We start from the raw sequence: 14,901 nt of genomic DNA, 5'->3' as shown, positions 1-14,901 counted from the left end.
TGGTCATGAGCCAGTTCGTTATCAACATGTTGTTCGTAGGGGCGTCCTTCGCGCTCTACATCGGCATCGCCATCTGGGCGCGTGCCGGCTCCACCAAAGAGTTCTACGTCGCTGGCGGTGGTGTGCATCCGGTCACCAACGGCATGGCGACCGCCGCTGACTGGATGTCCGCTGCATCCTTCATTTCCATGGCGGGCCTGATCGCCGCTGGTGGTTATGCCAACTCCACCTTCCTCATGGGGTGGACCGGCGGCTACGTGCTGCTGGCGATGCTGCTGGCGCCCTACCTGCGCAAGTTCGGCAAGTTCACCGTGCCGGATTTCATCGGTGATCGCTTCTACAGTCGCGGCGCACGCCTGACTGCGGTGATCTGCCTGGTGATCATCTCCGTCACCTACGTGATCGGTCAGATGGCTGGTGCCGGTGTTGCCTTCTCGCGCTTCCTCGAAGTGAGCAACTCCACTGGTATCTGGATCGCTGCGGCCGTGGTCTTCGCTTACGCCGTATTCGGCGGCATGAAGGGCATCACCTACACCCAGGTGGCGCAGTACGTGGTGCTGATCGTGGCCTATACCATTCCGGCCATCTTCATCTCCCTGCAGCTGACCGGTAACCCGATTCCGCCGCTGGGCCTGTTCGGTGACCATGTCGATTCCGGCGTGCCGCTGCTGCAGAAACTCGACGAAGTCGTGCGTGAACTGGGCTTCGCCGCCTACACCGCCGATGTCGACAACAAGCTGAACATGGTGCTGTTCACCATGTCGCTGATGATCGGTACCGCCGGTCTGCCGCACGTGATCATCCGCTTCTTCACCGTGCCGAAAGTGGCCGATGCGCGCTGGTCCGCAGGTTGGACGCTGATCTTCATCGCCCTGCTGTACCTCACCGCGCCGGCTGTTGCTTCCATGGCACGTCTGAACCTGATCACCACCATTTATCCGGAAGGCGCTTCGGCACCGGCTCTGTCCTATGAAGAGCGTCCTGAGTGGGTCAAGACCTGGGAACAGACTGGCCTGATCGCCTGGGAAGACAAGAACGGTGACGGTCGCATCCAGATGTACAACGATGCCGCCCCGGCCTTCACTGCGACCGCGCAGGAACGTGGCTGGAACGGTAACGAATTGACCGTGAATAACGACATCCTGGTACTGGCCAACCCCGAGATCGCCAACCTGCCGGGTTGGGTGGTCGGTCTGATCGCAGCGGGCGCCATCGCGGCGGCACTGTCGACGGCGGCTGGTTTGTTGCTGGCGATTTCTTCGGCGATCAGTCATGACCTGATCAAGACGCTGATAAATCCGAAGATCAGCGAGAAGAACGAGATGCTCGCAGCGCGGCTATCGATGGCGGCAGCGATTCTGCTGGCGACCTATCTGGGCCTCAATCCACCAGGGTTCGCTGCGCAGGTGGTGGCGTTGGCCTTCGGTATTGCCGCTGCAACGCTGTTCCCGGTGCTGATGATGGGGATCTTCTCCAAGCGCATGAACGACAAGGGTGCGATCTGCGGCATGATCGCCGGCCTGGTGATCACCCTGCTGTACATCTTCACCTACCTGGGCTGGTTCTTCATTCCGGGTACCAACATGCTGCCGAACACCCCGGACCAGTGGTTCATGGGTATCTCGCCGGCTTCGTTCGGTACCGTCGGTGCGCTGATCAACTTCGCCGTGGCCTACGCCGTATCGCAGGTCACTGCTGCACCGCCGCAGGAAATCCAGGACCTGGTGGAAAGCGTACGTACTCCAAAAGGTGCTGGTGCCGCTCTGGACCACTAAGCATAATCCTGGCCTGACGCCATCGCTTGATGGTCCAGGCTCTGACAGACGGGCCTCCATTGGAGGCCCGTCTTTTTTCGGGAACATTTCTATGTTGTGGACATTGCTTGCCATCGTGGTGGCGGGGCTCGGTACTGCCGGTATCGCTCTGCTGCTGCGCAAACTGACGCGCAACAAGCTGCCAAAGTGGATCGTGCCGCTGTTCGGTGGCCTGGGGATGCTGGGTTATCAGGTGTTCTACGAGTATTCCTGGTTCGAGCATCAGCAGGCGCGCCAGCCTGCAGAATCAGTGGTGGTGGCGACCGAGGCGGGGCATGTGTTCTGGCGTCCGTGGAGTTACTTCGTGCCGATGGTCACTGCCTTTACCGTGCTCGACAGCAAGAGCGTCGTGCACAAGCAGCTGGCGGATGCGCAAGTGGCCGAGTTCATGCTCTATCGGTTCGAGAAGCAGCATATCGATCACGTATCGCACCGCGCCCATCTGCTCAATTGCACGACGGCCGAGCTGTTGCCGCTGGATGAGAAACAGCAGCCCCTGCTGGCGCAACTCAAGCGTATCGACCAGGACGACGCGCTGTATCGCCAGGTGTGTCGCTAGCCTTCCATGTTTGCGTCGCGGCAGTGGTGCGCACGGCGTACCCTACGCGACCGCCTGATCCATTTAACCCACCAGGTGCTTTTCCGCCCCCGATAGACCCAGATCAATATCCACGCCTGCCACCTGCATAGAATCGCCAGCCCCTGATTTTCGAGCGTGCGGCCATGCCCCGTTTCCCTGAGCTGTTGTCGCCAGCCGGCACCCTGAAGAACATGCGTTATGCCTTCGCCTACGGCGCCGATGCGGTGTATGCCGGGCAGCCGCGTTACAGCCTGCGCGTGCGCAACAACGAGTTCGACCACGCCAGCCTAGCCCTGGGCATCGCCGAGGCACATGCTCAGGGCAAGCAGTTCTACGTGGTGGTCAACATCGCCCCGCACAATGCCAAGCTGAAGACCTTTCTCAAGGATCTGGCGCCGGTGATCGAGATGGCGCCGGATGCGCTGATCATGTCCGACCCGGGCCTGATCATGCTGGTGCGTCAGCATTATCCGCAGATGCCGATTCACCTCTCGGTGCAGGCCAATGCGGTGAACTGGGCCAGTGTCGAGTTCTGGCGTCAGCAGGGGCTGACGCGGGTGATCCTCTCGCGTGAGCTGGCGCTGGAAGAAATTGAGGAAATCCGCAGCCAGGTGCCGGGCATGGAGCTGGAGGTGTTCGTCCATGGCGCGCTGTGCATGGCCTATTCCGGGCGTTGCCTGTTGTCGGGCTACATCAATCGCCGCGATCCCAACCAGGGCACCTGTACCAACGCCTGTCGCTGGCAATACCAGGCCACGCCGGCAAGCGAGAACGAACTGGGCGAAATCGTCCGTGTGGTCGAGCCGACATTAGGGCAAGGCGCACCGAGCACCCAGGCTTTCGTGCTCGAAGAGTCCGGCCGTCCAGGTGAAGAAATGGCCGCTTTCGAAGACGAGCACGGCACCTACATCATGAACTCCAAGGACCTGCGCGCGGTGCAGCACGTCGAGCGTCTGCTGCGCATGGGCGTGCATTCGCTGAAGATCGAGGGGCGCACCAAGAGCCATTTCTACGTGGCGCGCACGGCGCAGGTCTACCGCCGAGCCATCGACGATGCGCTGGCCGGCAAACCCTTCGACCCGAGCCTGCTGGGCAGCCTGGAGTCATTGGCGCATCGCGGTTACACCGAAGGCTTTCTGCGTCGTCATGTGCACGACGAATACCAGAATTACGAGCGCGGCAGCTCGGTCGCGGAGCGCCAGCAGTTCGTTGGCGAACTCACCGGTGAGCGCCGTGGCGAGCTGGTCGAGGTGCGGGTGAAGAACCGCTTCGCCGTGGGTGACGGCCTGGAGCTGATGACGCCGCAGGGCAATCTGCACTTCACGTTGGAACACCTGCAGAACGCCCAGGGCCAGGCGCAGCAGGTGGCTCCGGGCGACGGTCACGTGCTTTATCTGCCGCTGCCGGCAGATGTGCAACTGGAATACGGGCTGCTGATGCGCAATCTGTAGGCTCTCGGCCGGTGGATAAAACGAACTATGCGCAGCCCGCGGCGACTACGAACCCAGGGAGCGGCTTTAGCCGCGATAAAGGCTATCTGTAGGCGCCCGCTTGCGGGCGATGCGCTGGGCGTTGCTACATGGCCTGCTGCCGCCGCCGCCGGCTGGCCAACTGACGCTCCAGCTCGCAGAGGCTGTCGATGCCCTGGCGGCGCGCTTTGCTGAACAGCATCAGCGCCAGTTCGGCGGTGACCAGCGCATCGGCACTGGCGTTGTGGCGCTGGTGCACCTGCAGGCCGAATTCGGCGACCCAGTCGTCGAGCCCGCCCTGACGAATGCGCGCTTGCGGGCACAGCAGCGGGGCGATTTCGGCGACATCGAAGAAATGGTGTTGCAGGCGATAGCCCAGGCTCTGGCGCAGTGCGCGCGCCAGCATGCGTTGGTCGAATTCGGCATGGAAGGCCAGCAGCGGGCTGCTGCCGACGAACTCCATGAAATCCAGCAGCGCCTCGCTCGGCTCGACGCCACGGGCCACTTCGCTGGGGGCGATGCCGTGAATCAGGGTGCTGGCGCTGGCTTGGTGATCGGCGCGGTGCAGGGTGCATTCGAACTGTTCGGCGAAGTCGATGGCGCCGTTGTCGATCACCACCGCGCCGATGGCCAGCACCTGATCACGGCGCATGTTCAGGCCGGTGGTTTCCAGGTCGAGCACGACGAAGCGCTGCTGGTGCAGCGGACGGTCGTCGAACGCTGCCGGGGCGCTCAAGGCGTCGCGGCGTTGCAACTGCTGCTGGGTCAGGGCCGGACCGCGGCCGGTGAACCAGGTGAACTTGCTCATAACTGATACCTCATGGCCAGGCTGCTCTGCAGGCGCTGCGCCTGGCGGAACGACTCGCGCAGAATACGCCGGTCCAGGTGGTTGAGGTGGTCGGGGTCGACGCGGTTGGAGTAGGGTAGCTCGTCGCGTGCCTGCAACTGATGTTGCTGCATGCGCGTCTGCTGAATGAAGTGGTAGGCCTCTTCGTAGGCGGCGCCGTCCAGGGCCTCGATCACGCCCTTACTGATCAGCGCGCGCAGGCGCTCCAGGGTACCGACCGCACTGATGCCGTTGGCCAGCGCGAGCAAACGGGCGCCGTCGACGAAGGGCGTGAGGCCCTGCACCTTGAGGTCGAGGGTGTCCTTGTCGGCGCCCGAACGGGCCACCACGAAGTCGCGGAAACGTCCAACCGGCGGGCGGTGGCGCAGGGCATTCTCGGCCAGCATCTTCTGGAACAGGCTGTTGCTGGCGACGCGGCGGAGCAATTCTTCGCGCAGTTGTTCGCAGCCTTCGTCCGGCCCCCAGATAGTGCGCAGGTCGAAGTAGATCGACGAGCCCAGCAGATTCTCCGGCGTGGCTTCGAGAACGAAGCCAGCAAAGCGCCGTGACCATTCCTGGCGTGACAGGCATAGCTCGGGATTGCCGGCCATGATGTTGCCCTTGCACAGGGTAAAGCCACACTGCGCCAGGCGCTGGTTGATCTCGCGGGCGATCGGCAGCAGGCGTTCGCGAATCGCCGCAGCCTCGCTGGCGTTTTCCGCCTCGAAGAGGATGCCGTTGTCCTGGTCGGTGTGCAGGGTCTGTTCGCGGCGGCCTTCGCTGCCGAAGCACAGCCAGGTGAAGGGGATGCCCGGATCGCCCATTTCCTCGAGGGTCAGCTCGATCACCCGGCATACGGTGTGGTCGTTGAGCAGGGTGACGATATGGGTGATCTGCGTCGAACTGGCGCCGTGGGCGAGCATGCGGTCGACCAGCAAGCGGATGTCGCTGCGCAGCCCGGCCAGGGTTTCGACCTTGCCGGCATGGCGGATGGTGCGTGCCAGATGCACCAGGTCGACGCGCTGGAGGCTGAACAGATCGCGCTCGGAAATCACCCCGCAGAGTTTCTCGTGCTCCACCAGGCAGACGTGGGCGATGTGCCGCTCGGTCATGGCGATGGCGGCATCGAAGGCGCTGGCATCCGGCGCCAGATGAAATGGATTGGGTGTCATCAGATTGTCGATGGGCTGGGCCAGGTCGACGCCATCGGCGACTACCCGGCGCAGGTCGCGCAGGGTGAAGATGCCCAGCGGCCGCTCGGCCGGATCGACGATGACGATGCTGCCGACATGCTGTTCGTGCATCAGCCGCACCGCCTCGCGCAGCGGCGTGGCGGGGGCGCAGCCGATGGGTTGGCGCATGGCCAGTTCACCCAGGCGGGTGTCCAGCGAGTATTGCGCGCCGAGGGTTTCCACCGCGCGCAGCTGTACCTGCTGGTTGACCTGATCGAGCAGGCTGCTGACCCCGCGCAGGGCGAAGTCGCGCAGCGGGTTGGAAACGGCGAACAGCTTGATGAAGGCGTGCTTGGCCAACAGCAGGCAGAAGGTGTCCTCGGCGGCCAGGTGCTCGGTACGCGTGGCGCGTTCGCCGATCAGCGCCGCCAGGGGGAAGCACTCGCCGGCGGTGATCTCGAAGGTGGTTTCCGTACCACGCCGGGCGCTGTGTGGGCGCTCACCGTGCACGCGGCCCTGTTTGACGATGTAGAAGTGCTCGACCGGGCCATCGCTGGGTTTGATGATCGAGTCACCTTCGGCATAGAAGCGCAGCTGGCAGTGCTCGACCAGATACGCCAGGTGAGCGGTGTCCATCTGGTTAAAAGGCGGGAACTTGTGCAGGAACTCCATGGTGCCGTGGATGTTCTGAAGCACCGCAGTCTTGCCCGCATCGGCCATTGCGTCGGCCTTGCTCATGGGCTTGCGCCTCGCAGTTTCGGGATGTTGTCAGTGTGGCTCTGGCCCGCCGGGTTGCCCATTGCACCTAAGTAGGGTGCAGGCAGCGCCGTTTTGACGAAATTTTGACTGGTGCCCAGGCAGACTGCTCCCGCCCACGTATTCCGTAAAGAGCAAGGCATATCCATGCAGTCATCCGTACCAGCTGCCCACAAGGCGGCGCAGGTCAGTGTTGGTAGTCACCTGGCGTTCATCCTCGGCAGCGCGCTGTGCATGCTGCTGCTCTTCGCCCTCGCTCGCCTGGGGCTTCTGGCCTACAACCACGCGCTGATCGCCGATACGCCGGCCAGCACCTTCGTCGAAGCCTTTATCAATGGCGCGCGCTTCGATCTGCGCCTGATCGTCTACCTGTGCGTGCCGTTGAGCCTCTCGCTGCTCAGCGTCACGGCGATGCGTGCCCGGCGGCTGCATGTGGCCTGGCTGACGTTCGCCACCAGCCTGTGCCTGTTCTTCGCCGTGGTCGAGCTGAACTTCTACCGCGAATTTCACCAGCGCCTGAACAGCCTGGTGTTCCAGTACATGCAGGAAGACCTGGGCACCGTTACCAGCATGATCTGGAACGGTTTCCCGGTGCTGCGCCTGCTGCTGGCCTGGGCCCTGGCGACGCTGCTGCTGGCCTGGCTGTTCCGCCGTATCGAGCGCGCAACGCGTGCGCGCGGGCATGCTGCGCCGCCGCGCTGGCCGGCCCGCACCGCCGTGTTCGTATTGTTCCTGCTGGTCTGCGTGGTTGCTGCCCGTGGCACCCTGCGCTCCGGCCCGCCGCTGCGTTGGGGCGACGCCTATACCACCGATTCGATGTTCGCCAATCACCTGGGCCTTAATGGCACCCTGACTCTGGTCGACGCCGCCGAGAACTTCTTCTCCGATCACCGCGACAACAGCTGGAAGGCCACCCTGCCGGCTGACGAAGCACAGCAGATCACCCGCGACCTGCTATTGACCCCGCGCGATGAGCTGATCGACCCTGACCAGGCCGCCGTGCGCCGCGTTTACACGCCGCCGGCCGAAGGCCAACTGCCGCAGGTGCGCAACGTGGTGGTGATTCTCATGGAGAGCATGGCCGGCCGCTACATCGGCGCCATGGGCAACCAGGACGGCATTACCCCCAACTTCGATGCCCTGGCCAAGGAAGGGCTGCTGTTCCAGCGCGTATTCTCCAACGGCACCCATACCCATCAGGGCATGTTCGCCACCATGGCCTGCTTCCCCAACTTGCCGGCGTTCGAATACCTGATGCGCATGCCTGAAGGCGGCCATCAGTTCTCAGGCCTGCCGCAGTTGCTCAGTGCTCGTGGCTATGACGACGTTTATGTCTACAACGGCAGCTTCGCCTGGGATAACCAGTCCGGCTTCTTCGCTAACCAGGGCATGCGCAACTTCGTCGGTCGCGACGATTTCGTCGACCCGGTGTTCATCGATCCGACCTGGGGCGTGTCCGACCAGGACATGTTCAGCCGCGGTGCCGACGAACTGACCAAGCTCGGCAGCCAGGGCAAGCCGTTCTATGCACTGCTGCAGACGCTGTCCAACCACACGCCTTACGCGCTGCCGGAAGACCTGCCGGTCGAGCGCGTCACCGGCCACGGTTCACTGGACGAACACCTGACTGCCATGCGCTACGCCGACTGGGCGCTCGGCCAGTTCTTCGCCAAGGCGCGCCAGGAGCCCTATTTCAAGGACACCCTGTTCGTGATCCTGGGTGACCATGGTTTCGGCAACGACGAGCAGATTACCGAGATGGATCTGTCGCGCTTCAGCATTCCGCTGCTGCTGATCGGCCCTGGCGTGCAGGACACCTTCGGCAGCAGCCGCGACACCGTTGGCAGCCAGATCGACGTGGTGCCGACCATCATGGGCCGCCTCGGTCAGCCAGTGCAGCAGCAATGCTGGGGCCGCGATCTGCTGGCGCTGCCTGAGGGTGATGCCGGTGTGGCGGTGATCAAACCGTCCGGGAGCGACCAGACCGTGGGTTTGGTGACCGGTGACAGCATCTTGGTCAAACCGCGTGATCGTGATGCGCGCCTGTATCGCTACCAGCTTGGCCATGATGCGCGCGGCGAAGTGATCGACGACGCGCAGCGGCGCAGCGATCTTGAGCGCAAGCTGTCGGCCTTCGTGCAGACCGCCACCGCCAGCCTGCTGAGCAATACCACTGGCGTGACGGCGGACAAAACAGCGCAGAACAAGCCCTGACTGCCTGTCGCGGCTAAAGCCCCTCCCACAACATTAGCGCCCGTGGGAGGGCTTCAGTCGCGACTGCTCAATAAAAAACCGCCCCGGAGGGCGGTTTATTCATTCGCGCAATGAGCGAATCACAGACCGTTCTTGGCCTTGAACTCGCGGCGACGGCGATGCAGCACCGGCTCGGTGTAGCCGTTGGGCTGCTTGGTGCCTTCGACGACCAGCTCCAGCGCGGCCTGGAAGGCGACGTTGTTGTCGAAGTCCGGGGCCATGGGGCGATACAGCGGGTCATTGGCGTTCTGACGGTCCACCACCGGCGCCATACGCTTGAGGCTTTCGACCACCTGCGCTTCGCTGACGATGCCGTGGCGCAGCCAGTTGGCCAGCAGCTGGCTGGAGATACGCAGGGTGGCGCGGTCTTCCATCAGGCCGACGTCGTTGATGTCCGGCACCTTGGAGCAGCCCACGCCCTGGTCGATCCAGCGCACCACGTAGCCGAGGATGCCTTGCGCGTTGTTATCCAGCTCGTTGCGGATCTCTTCCTGGCTCCAGTTGGTGTCCTTGGCCAGCGGGATGGTCAGGATGTCGTCCACCGAAGCCGGGGTGCGCTTGGCCAGTTCGGCCTGACGGACGAACACGTCGACCTTGTGGTAGTGCAGGGCGTGCAGGGTGGCGGCGGTCGGCGAGGGGACCCAGGCGGTGTTGGCGCCGGACAGCGGGTGGGCGATCTTCTGCTCGACCATCGCCGCCATCAGATCCGGCATGGCCCACATGCCCTTGCCGATCTGTGCACGGCCCTGCAGGCCGGTGGCCAGACCGACGTCGACGTTGTTGTTCTCGTAGGCGCCGATCCATGTTTCGCTCTTCATGGCGGCCTTGCGCACCACGGCGCCGGCTTCCATGGAGGTGTGAATCTCGTCACCGGTGCGGTCGAGGAAGCCGGTGTTGATGAACACCACGCGCTCGCAGGCAGCCTTGATGCAGGCCTTGAGGTTGACGGTGGTGCGGCGCTCTTCGTCCATGATGCCGACTTTCAGGGTGTTGCGGGCCAGGCCCAGCACATCCTCGACGCGGGCGAAGATTTCGCTGGTGAAGGCGACTTCTTCCGGGCCGTGCATCTTCGGTTTGACGATGTACACGCTGCCGGTGCGGGTGTTCTTGCGCGTGGTGTTGCCGATCAGGTTGTGCACCGCGATCAGGCTGGTGAACAGCGCGTCCTGGATGCCTTCCGGAACCTCGTTGCCTTCGGCGTCGAGGATGGCTGGGTTGGTCATCAGGTGGCCGACGTTGCGCACGAACAGCAGCGAGCGGCCATGCAGGGTCAGCTCGGAGCCGTCCGGCTTGGTGTAGACGCGATCCGGGTTCATGGTGCGGGTGAAGGTCTTGCCGCCTTTGGACACTTCTTCGGCCAGGTCGCCTTTCATCAGGCCCAGCCAGTTTTTGTAGACCACCACCTTGTCATCGGCGTCGACGGCGGCGACGGAGTCTTCGCAGTCCATGATGGTGGTCAGCGCCGCTTCCATCAGCACGTCTTTGACGCCGGCGGCATCGGTGCTGCCGATCGGGCTGGAGGCGTCGATCTGGATTTCGAAGTGCAGGCCGTTGTGCTTGAGCAGTACGGCGATCGGCGCGCTGGCCTCGCCCTGGAAACCGACCAGTTGCGCGTCGTCACGCAGGCCGCTGTTGCTGCCACCCTTGAGGGCGACGACCAGCTTGCCGTCGACGATGGCATAACCGGTGGAGTCGACGTGCGAGCCGGCAGCCAGCGGCGCGGCCTCGTCGAGGAAGGCGCGGGCGAAGGCGATGACCTTGTCGCCACGGACCTTGTTGTAGCCCTTGCCCTTCTCGGCGCCACCTTCTTCGCTGATCACGTCGGTGCCGTACAGCGCATCGTACAGCGAGCCCCAGCGGGCGTTGGAGGCGTTCAGGGCGAAGCGCGCGTTAATCACCGGTACCACCAGTTGCGGGCCGGCCAGGCGGGCGATTTCTTCATCGACGTTGGTGGTGGTGGCGTGGAAGTCTTCCGGCTCAGGCAGCAGATAGCCGATTTCCTGGAGGAAAGCTTTGTAGGCAGCCGCGTCATGGGCCTGCCCCTTGCGCGCCTGGTGCCAGGCGTCGATCTGCGCCTGCAGTTCGTCGCGCTTGGCCAGCAGGGCGTGGTTCTTCGGCGCCAGGTCCTTGATGACCGCAGCGGCACCGGCCCAGAACTGGTCGGCAGCGATGCCGGTACCGGGAATGGCTTCGTTGTTCACGAAGTCGTACAGGGCTTTGGCGACCTGCAGGCCGCCGACTTGAACGCGTTCAGTCATCACTTGCCTCACTCTCTCTGAGCTCTACTCAATAGCCGCTTTGGAGACGGGTTTTCCGTCTTGTAGTCCAAAGCGCGGCATACTACATCAAGATCCTGGGTAAATGCAGTGGGGTGGCGTCAGTCTGCGACCAAAAGACTATTTATGGTCACATTTAGTGCGCTGTGCGTGCAAAAAAGGTGCGCTATTGTTCCACAAAATAAGCAAAATCGTACACGATTAATTGAGTTGGCTTCTGACAAGTGCGCCGATATGGCCTACGCCACCTCGCCTATACTGCTTTTCAGTCATTCCGGAGCCTGCCATGACGGTATCCGCTGTTGTTGCTGCTGACCTTGTTGATCTCACCCGTCTGTTCGTCGGCTACCTGCACTTCTACCAAGTGCCGCGGGAGGCGGCGGAAGTTGCCAGCTTTCTTGGCCAGCGCCTACAGCGCGGTGATTCGCAACTGTTCATCGCCCGCGACGCGGAGGGCGCGGCGCAGGGCTTCGTGCAGCTTTATCCCTTTCAGTCCTCGTTGGCGCTGGAACCGGCCTGGTTGTTCAGCGATCTGTATGTCGACGAACGCGCCCGCCGCTCAGGCGTGGGCGAGGCATTGATGAATGCCGCCCGCGCACATGCCGAGGCGACCGGCGCCTGTGGTCTGCAACTGGAAACGGCGAAAACCAACCTGGCCGGCCAGAGCCTTTACGAGCGACTTGGCTACGTGCGTGACGAACAGTTCTTCACCTACTGGTTGTCGCTGCGCGGCTGACCTTTTCGAACCCTGTGTGAACGAGTGAGGTAGTACATGGATCATCTGGTACTGACGGTGATTGCCGAGGACCAACCCGGCTTGGTCGAGCGCTTGGCGGGTTGCGTCGCGACCCATGGCGGCAACTGGCTGGAGAGCCGCATGGCGCGCATGGCCGGGCAGTTCGCCGGGATCGTGCGGGTGGATGTACCGGCCGAGGCCCACGGCGGCCTGATCAAGGAGCTCGAAGCCCTCAGCGCGCAAGGCATTCGCGTGCAACTGGCGGCCAGCGGCAGCGAGCCAGGCGGGCGCTTCACCGCGATTCGCCTGGAACTGGTGGGTAACGACCGGCCCGGTATCGTCCGCGACATCACCCGCGTGCTGGCCGAACAGGGCGTCAACCTGGAGAGTCTGCTCACCGAGGTGGCGCCAGCGCCGATGAGTGGTGAGTTGCTGTTCACAGCCGAAGCGCTGCTGGCCGTGCCGGAGACGCTGGCCCTGGAGCAATTGCAGGCGCGCCTGGAAACCCTGGCCGATGACCTGATGGTGGAGCTGAATCTGCGCGCTGAGGATTGATATCCACGGTATGCGTGGATCAGCCTGTGGATAAACTGGGGAGCCCCGGCGCATAGCTTAGTGCTCCGGGGTTTTTCATGGGCTGACTAAAAATTCAGCAGGATCAATAGCTTGTGCACAAAGGCCGGGGATGGAGCTGTGGATAAACCGGGGATGAAAGGCGCCGCGCCAGGGCTGGCGAGGCTTGGCGCTGGGTGGATGTTTTCTGTTCAGCGAGTGCTAGCAGGAAAGCCGGTGCACACGGCTTAGGTGGACCCGCGACACCTTGCGGCTTCCGCGACCTGCGCAGGGTGCGCTGTGCACACCAGCTCTTACGCGCTGCGCCGCTTACGCAGGTTCAGCCAGATATCCAGGCTATACACAAAAAGCCCCGCCCAGATGCAGGCGAAGGCCAGCAGGGTACTTGGCGAGAAGTGCTCATCGAACAGCAAGATGGCTTGCAGCAGTACCAGGGTCGGAGCCAGGTATTGCAGGAATCCCAGCGTGGTGTAGGGCAGATGCCGCGCCGCGGCGTTGAAGCACACCAACGGCACCAGGGTGATCGGCCCGGCGGCGGCCAGCCACAGTGCTTCGCTACTGGTCCAGAAGCTGGCCTGGCTGCTCATCGCTGTAGGGTGCAAAACCAGCCAGGCCAACGCCACCGGCACCAGCAGCCAGGTTTCCACCACCAATCCGGGCAATGCCGCCACAGGCGCCTGTTTGCGGATCAATCCATAGAAGCCGAAGGTCAGCGCCAGCACCAGCGATACCCAGGGCAGGCTGCCGACCTGCCACAGTTGTTGCAGTACGCCTATCGCGGCCAGGGCCACGGCCAGCCACTGCAGGCGACGCAAGCGCTCACCGAGAATCAGCAGGCCGAGCAATACGTTGATCAAGGGGTTGATGTAGTAGCCCAGGCTGGCCTCGATCATGCGGTCGTTGTTCACCGCCCACACGTATACCAGCCAGTTGGTCGCGATCAGCAGGCCGCAGCCGGCCAGCACCGCCAGGCGTTTGGGGTTGTCGCGCAGCTCGCGCCACCAGCCAGGGTGCTTCCAGACGAGCAGCAGCAGGCCGCCGAACAGCGCGGACCAGAGCACGCGGTGCACGATGATTTCCATCGCCGGCACGCTTTGCAGGGCTTTGAAGTAGAGCGGGAACAGGCCCCAGATGATGTAGGCGGTAAGGCCCAGAACGTACCCGCGTTGCGGGTTGGCGGTGGCCATCGAGAATCCTTGGTTAGGCAGCTAACGGTTGCCGCGAAATTCTAGCGCTCTGGCCTCTGCCTTGTCTGTCCGTTCAGCTTTTTATGTATACCGAAACGCCGGCAAAGTCGTAAGGCAAACTTTACGCGGTGCGCGCAACTGTATGGGTACGCGGACTTGGCGCGGTCGGTGCGTAGCCCGGATGCAGTCCGGGAACTGCGGTCCCGGATGTCATCGGCTCAGAACAGTCGCAACGGCTCTTCATCCAGTGCAGCCATCTGTTCGCGCAGGGCGAGAATCTGGTCGCCCCAGTAGCGCTCGCCGGCAAACCAGGGGAAGGCCAGAGGGAACGCCGGGTCGTCCCAGCGTCGGGCGATCCAGGCACTGTGATGCATCAGGCGCAGCGCCCGCAGGCCTTCGATCAACGGCAGTTCGCGGGCGGCGAAGTCGTGGAATTCCTGGTAGCCGTCGACCAGTTCGGCCAATTGGCCGAGGCGTTCATGACGTTCGCCGGCAAGCATCATCCACAGGTCCTGCACCGCCGGGCCCATGCGGCAGTCATCGAGGTCGACGACATGGAAGGCGTCGTCGCGGTGTAACAGGTTGCCTGGGTGGCAGTCGCCGTGCAGGCGAATCGGCGTGTAGTGCACACGGGCGAAGAGTTCATCGAGGCGGGTGAGCAGGTCGCGCGCTACCGACTCGTAGGCCGGCAGCAGGCTGTGCGGCACGAAGCCGCCGTCGAGCAGAGAGGCCAGGGCTGCGTGACCGAAGTTGTCCACCGCCAGGGTTTCGCGGTGAGCGAAAGGCCGGCTGGCGCCGATGGCATGCATGCGTCCGAGCAACTGGCCAAGGCGGTACAGCTGGTCGAGGTTGCCCGGCTCTGGCGCGCGGCCGCCCCTGCGTGGGAACAGGGCAAATCGGAAGCCACCGTGCTCGAACAGTGTCTCGCCATCGCGCGCCAGTGGCGCCACCGCCGGGACCTCGTGCTCGGCCAGCTCGGCGCTGAAACTGTGCTCCTCGCGGATTGCCGCATCGCTCCAGCGATCCGGACGATAGAACTTGGCGATCAGCGGTGTTTCGTCCTCGATGCCGACTTGATAGACGCGGTTCTCGTAACTGTTGAGTGCCAATACGCGGGCGTCGCTGAGGTAGCCAAGGCTCTCCACGGCATCGAGCACCAGATCCGGGGTGAGGGTGGAAAAGGGGTGGCTCATGAACGGCTCCGCGTGAGTGGGCGCCCAGTCTACCGGCTTGCGCTGAACCTAGGGCGGGTGTAACCC

At 63.4% G+C, this 14,901-nt stretch carries 11 protein-coding genes; 6 read left to right on the top strand and 5 right to left on the bottom strand.

The genetic code is table 11. From position 1 onward, the window contains the following. Positions 1-5 precede the first annotated feature (5 nt). The 3 genes from AAEQ75_RS06145 to yegQ all read left to right on the top strand — a co-directional run bounded on the left by AAEQ75_RS06145 (position 6) and on the right by yegQ (position 3,845). Positions 6-1,775: a sodium:solute symporter family protein gene (locus AAEQ75_RS06145; RefSeq protein WP_343351167.1), complete on the top strand. Its 1,770-nt coding sequence runs from the start codon at positions 6-8 to the stop codon at positions 1,773-1,775. A gap of 91 nt (positions 1,776-1,866) precedes the next feature. Then, positions 1,867-2,373, top strand: coding sequence for a hypothetical protein (locus AAEQ75_RS06140; RefSeq protein ID WP_230925814.1), 507 nt, complete (start codon positions 1,867-1,869; stop codon positions 2,371-2,373). Positions 2,374-2,537: 164 nt separating this feature from the next. Beyond that, on the top strand, positions 2,538-3,845 hold the full coding sequence (gene yegQ, locus AAEQ75_RS06135) for a tRNA 5-hydroxyuridine modification protein YegQ (RefSeq protein ID WP_343351166.1): 1,308 nt from the start codon (positions 2,538-2,540) through the stop codon (positions 3,843-3,845). Positions 3,846-3,969: 124 nt separating this feature from the next. On the opposite strand, the gene AAEQ75_RS06130 is transcribed toward yegQ, so the two are convergent. Further along, complete coding sequence (locus AAEQ75_RS06130) at positions 3,970-4,671, bottom strand: 3'-5' exonuclease (RefSeq protein WP_106733276.1); 702 nt, start codon at positions 4,669-4,671, stop codon at positions 3,970-3,972. After that, on the bottom strand, positions 4,668-6,599 hold the full coding sequence (locus AAEQ75_RS06125) for a putative nucleotidyltransferase substrate binding domain-containing protein (RefSeq protein WP_343351165.1): 1,932 nt from the start codon (positions 6,597-6,599) through the stop codon (positions 4,668-4,670). Before AAEQ75_RS06125 ends, AAEQ75_RS06130 begins: the two co-directional genes overlap by 4 nt. A gap of 165 nt (positions 6,600-6,764) precedes the next feature. Between AAEQ75_RS06125 and AAEQ75_RS06120 the strand changes: the two genes are divergently transcribed. Then, positions 6,765-8,831, top strand: coding sequence for an LTA synthase family protein (locus AAEQ75_RS06120; protein ID WP_343351164.1), 2,067 nt, complete (start codon positions 6,765-6,767; stop codon positions 8,829-8,831). 119 nt (positions 8,832-8,950) lie between these two features. Here AAEQ75_RS06120 and AAEQ75_RS06115 read toward each other — a convergent pair whose 3' ends face one another. Continuing rightward, the gene (locus AAEQ75_RS06115; RefSeq protein ID WP_343351163.1) at positions 8,951-11,128 is read right to left on the bottom strand and encodes a malate synthase G; all 2,178 of its coding nucleotides are present in this window, start codon (positions 11,126-11,128) and stop codon (positions 8,951-8,953) included. Positions 11,129-11,432: 304 nt separating this feature from the next. Between AAEQ75_RS06115 and AAEQ75_RS06110 the strand changes: the two genes are divergently transcribed. Both AAEQ75_RS06110 and AAEQ75_RS06105 read left to right on the top strand, forming a co-directional pair. Beyond that, complete coding sequence (locus AAEQ75_RS06110; RefSeq protein WP_343351162.1) at positions 11,433-11,882, top strand: GNAT family N-acetyltransferase; 450 nt, start codon at positions 11,433-11,435, stop codon at positions 11,880-11,882. Positions 11,883-11,918: 36 nt separating this feature from the next. After that, on the top strand, positions 11,919-12,437 hold the full coding sequence (locus AAEQ75_RS06105) for a glycine cleavage system protein R (protein WP_343351161.1): 519 nt from the start codon (positions 11,919-11,921) through the stop codon (positions 12,435-12,437). Between the two features lie 311 nt (positions 12,438-12,748). Here the strand turns inward: AAEQ75_RS06105 and rarD are convergent, their stop codons facing one another. Both rarD and AAEQ75_RS06095 read right to left on the bottom strand, forming a co-directional pair. Beyond that, positions 12,749-13,642 (bottom strand): EamA family transporter RarD, encoded by an 894-nt coding sequence (gene rarD / locus AAEQ75_RS06100; protein WP_256835813.1) that lies wholly within the window; start codon positions 13,640-13,642, stop codon positions 12,749-12,751. Positions 13,643-13,860: 218 nt separating this feature from the next. Further along, positions 13,861-14,835, bottom strand: coding sequence for a serine/threonine protein kinase (locus AAEQ75_RS06095; protein ID WP_343351160.1), 975 nt, complete (start codon positions 14,833-14,835; stop codon positions 13,861-13,863). Positions 14,836-14,901: the final 66 nt, after the last annotated feature.

The sequence above is a fragment of the Pseudomonas sediminis genome, assembly GCF_039555755.1.
Taxonomy (GTDB): Bacteria; Pseudomonadota; Gammaproteobacteria; order Pseudomonadales; family Pseudomonadaceae; genus Aquipseudomonas; species Aquipseudomonas mendocina_D.
Note: the sequence above shows the minus strand (reverse complement) of the source record. Positions and strands in the feature narration are given on the sequence as shown.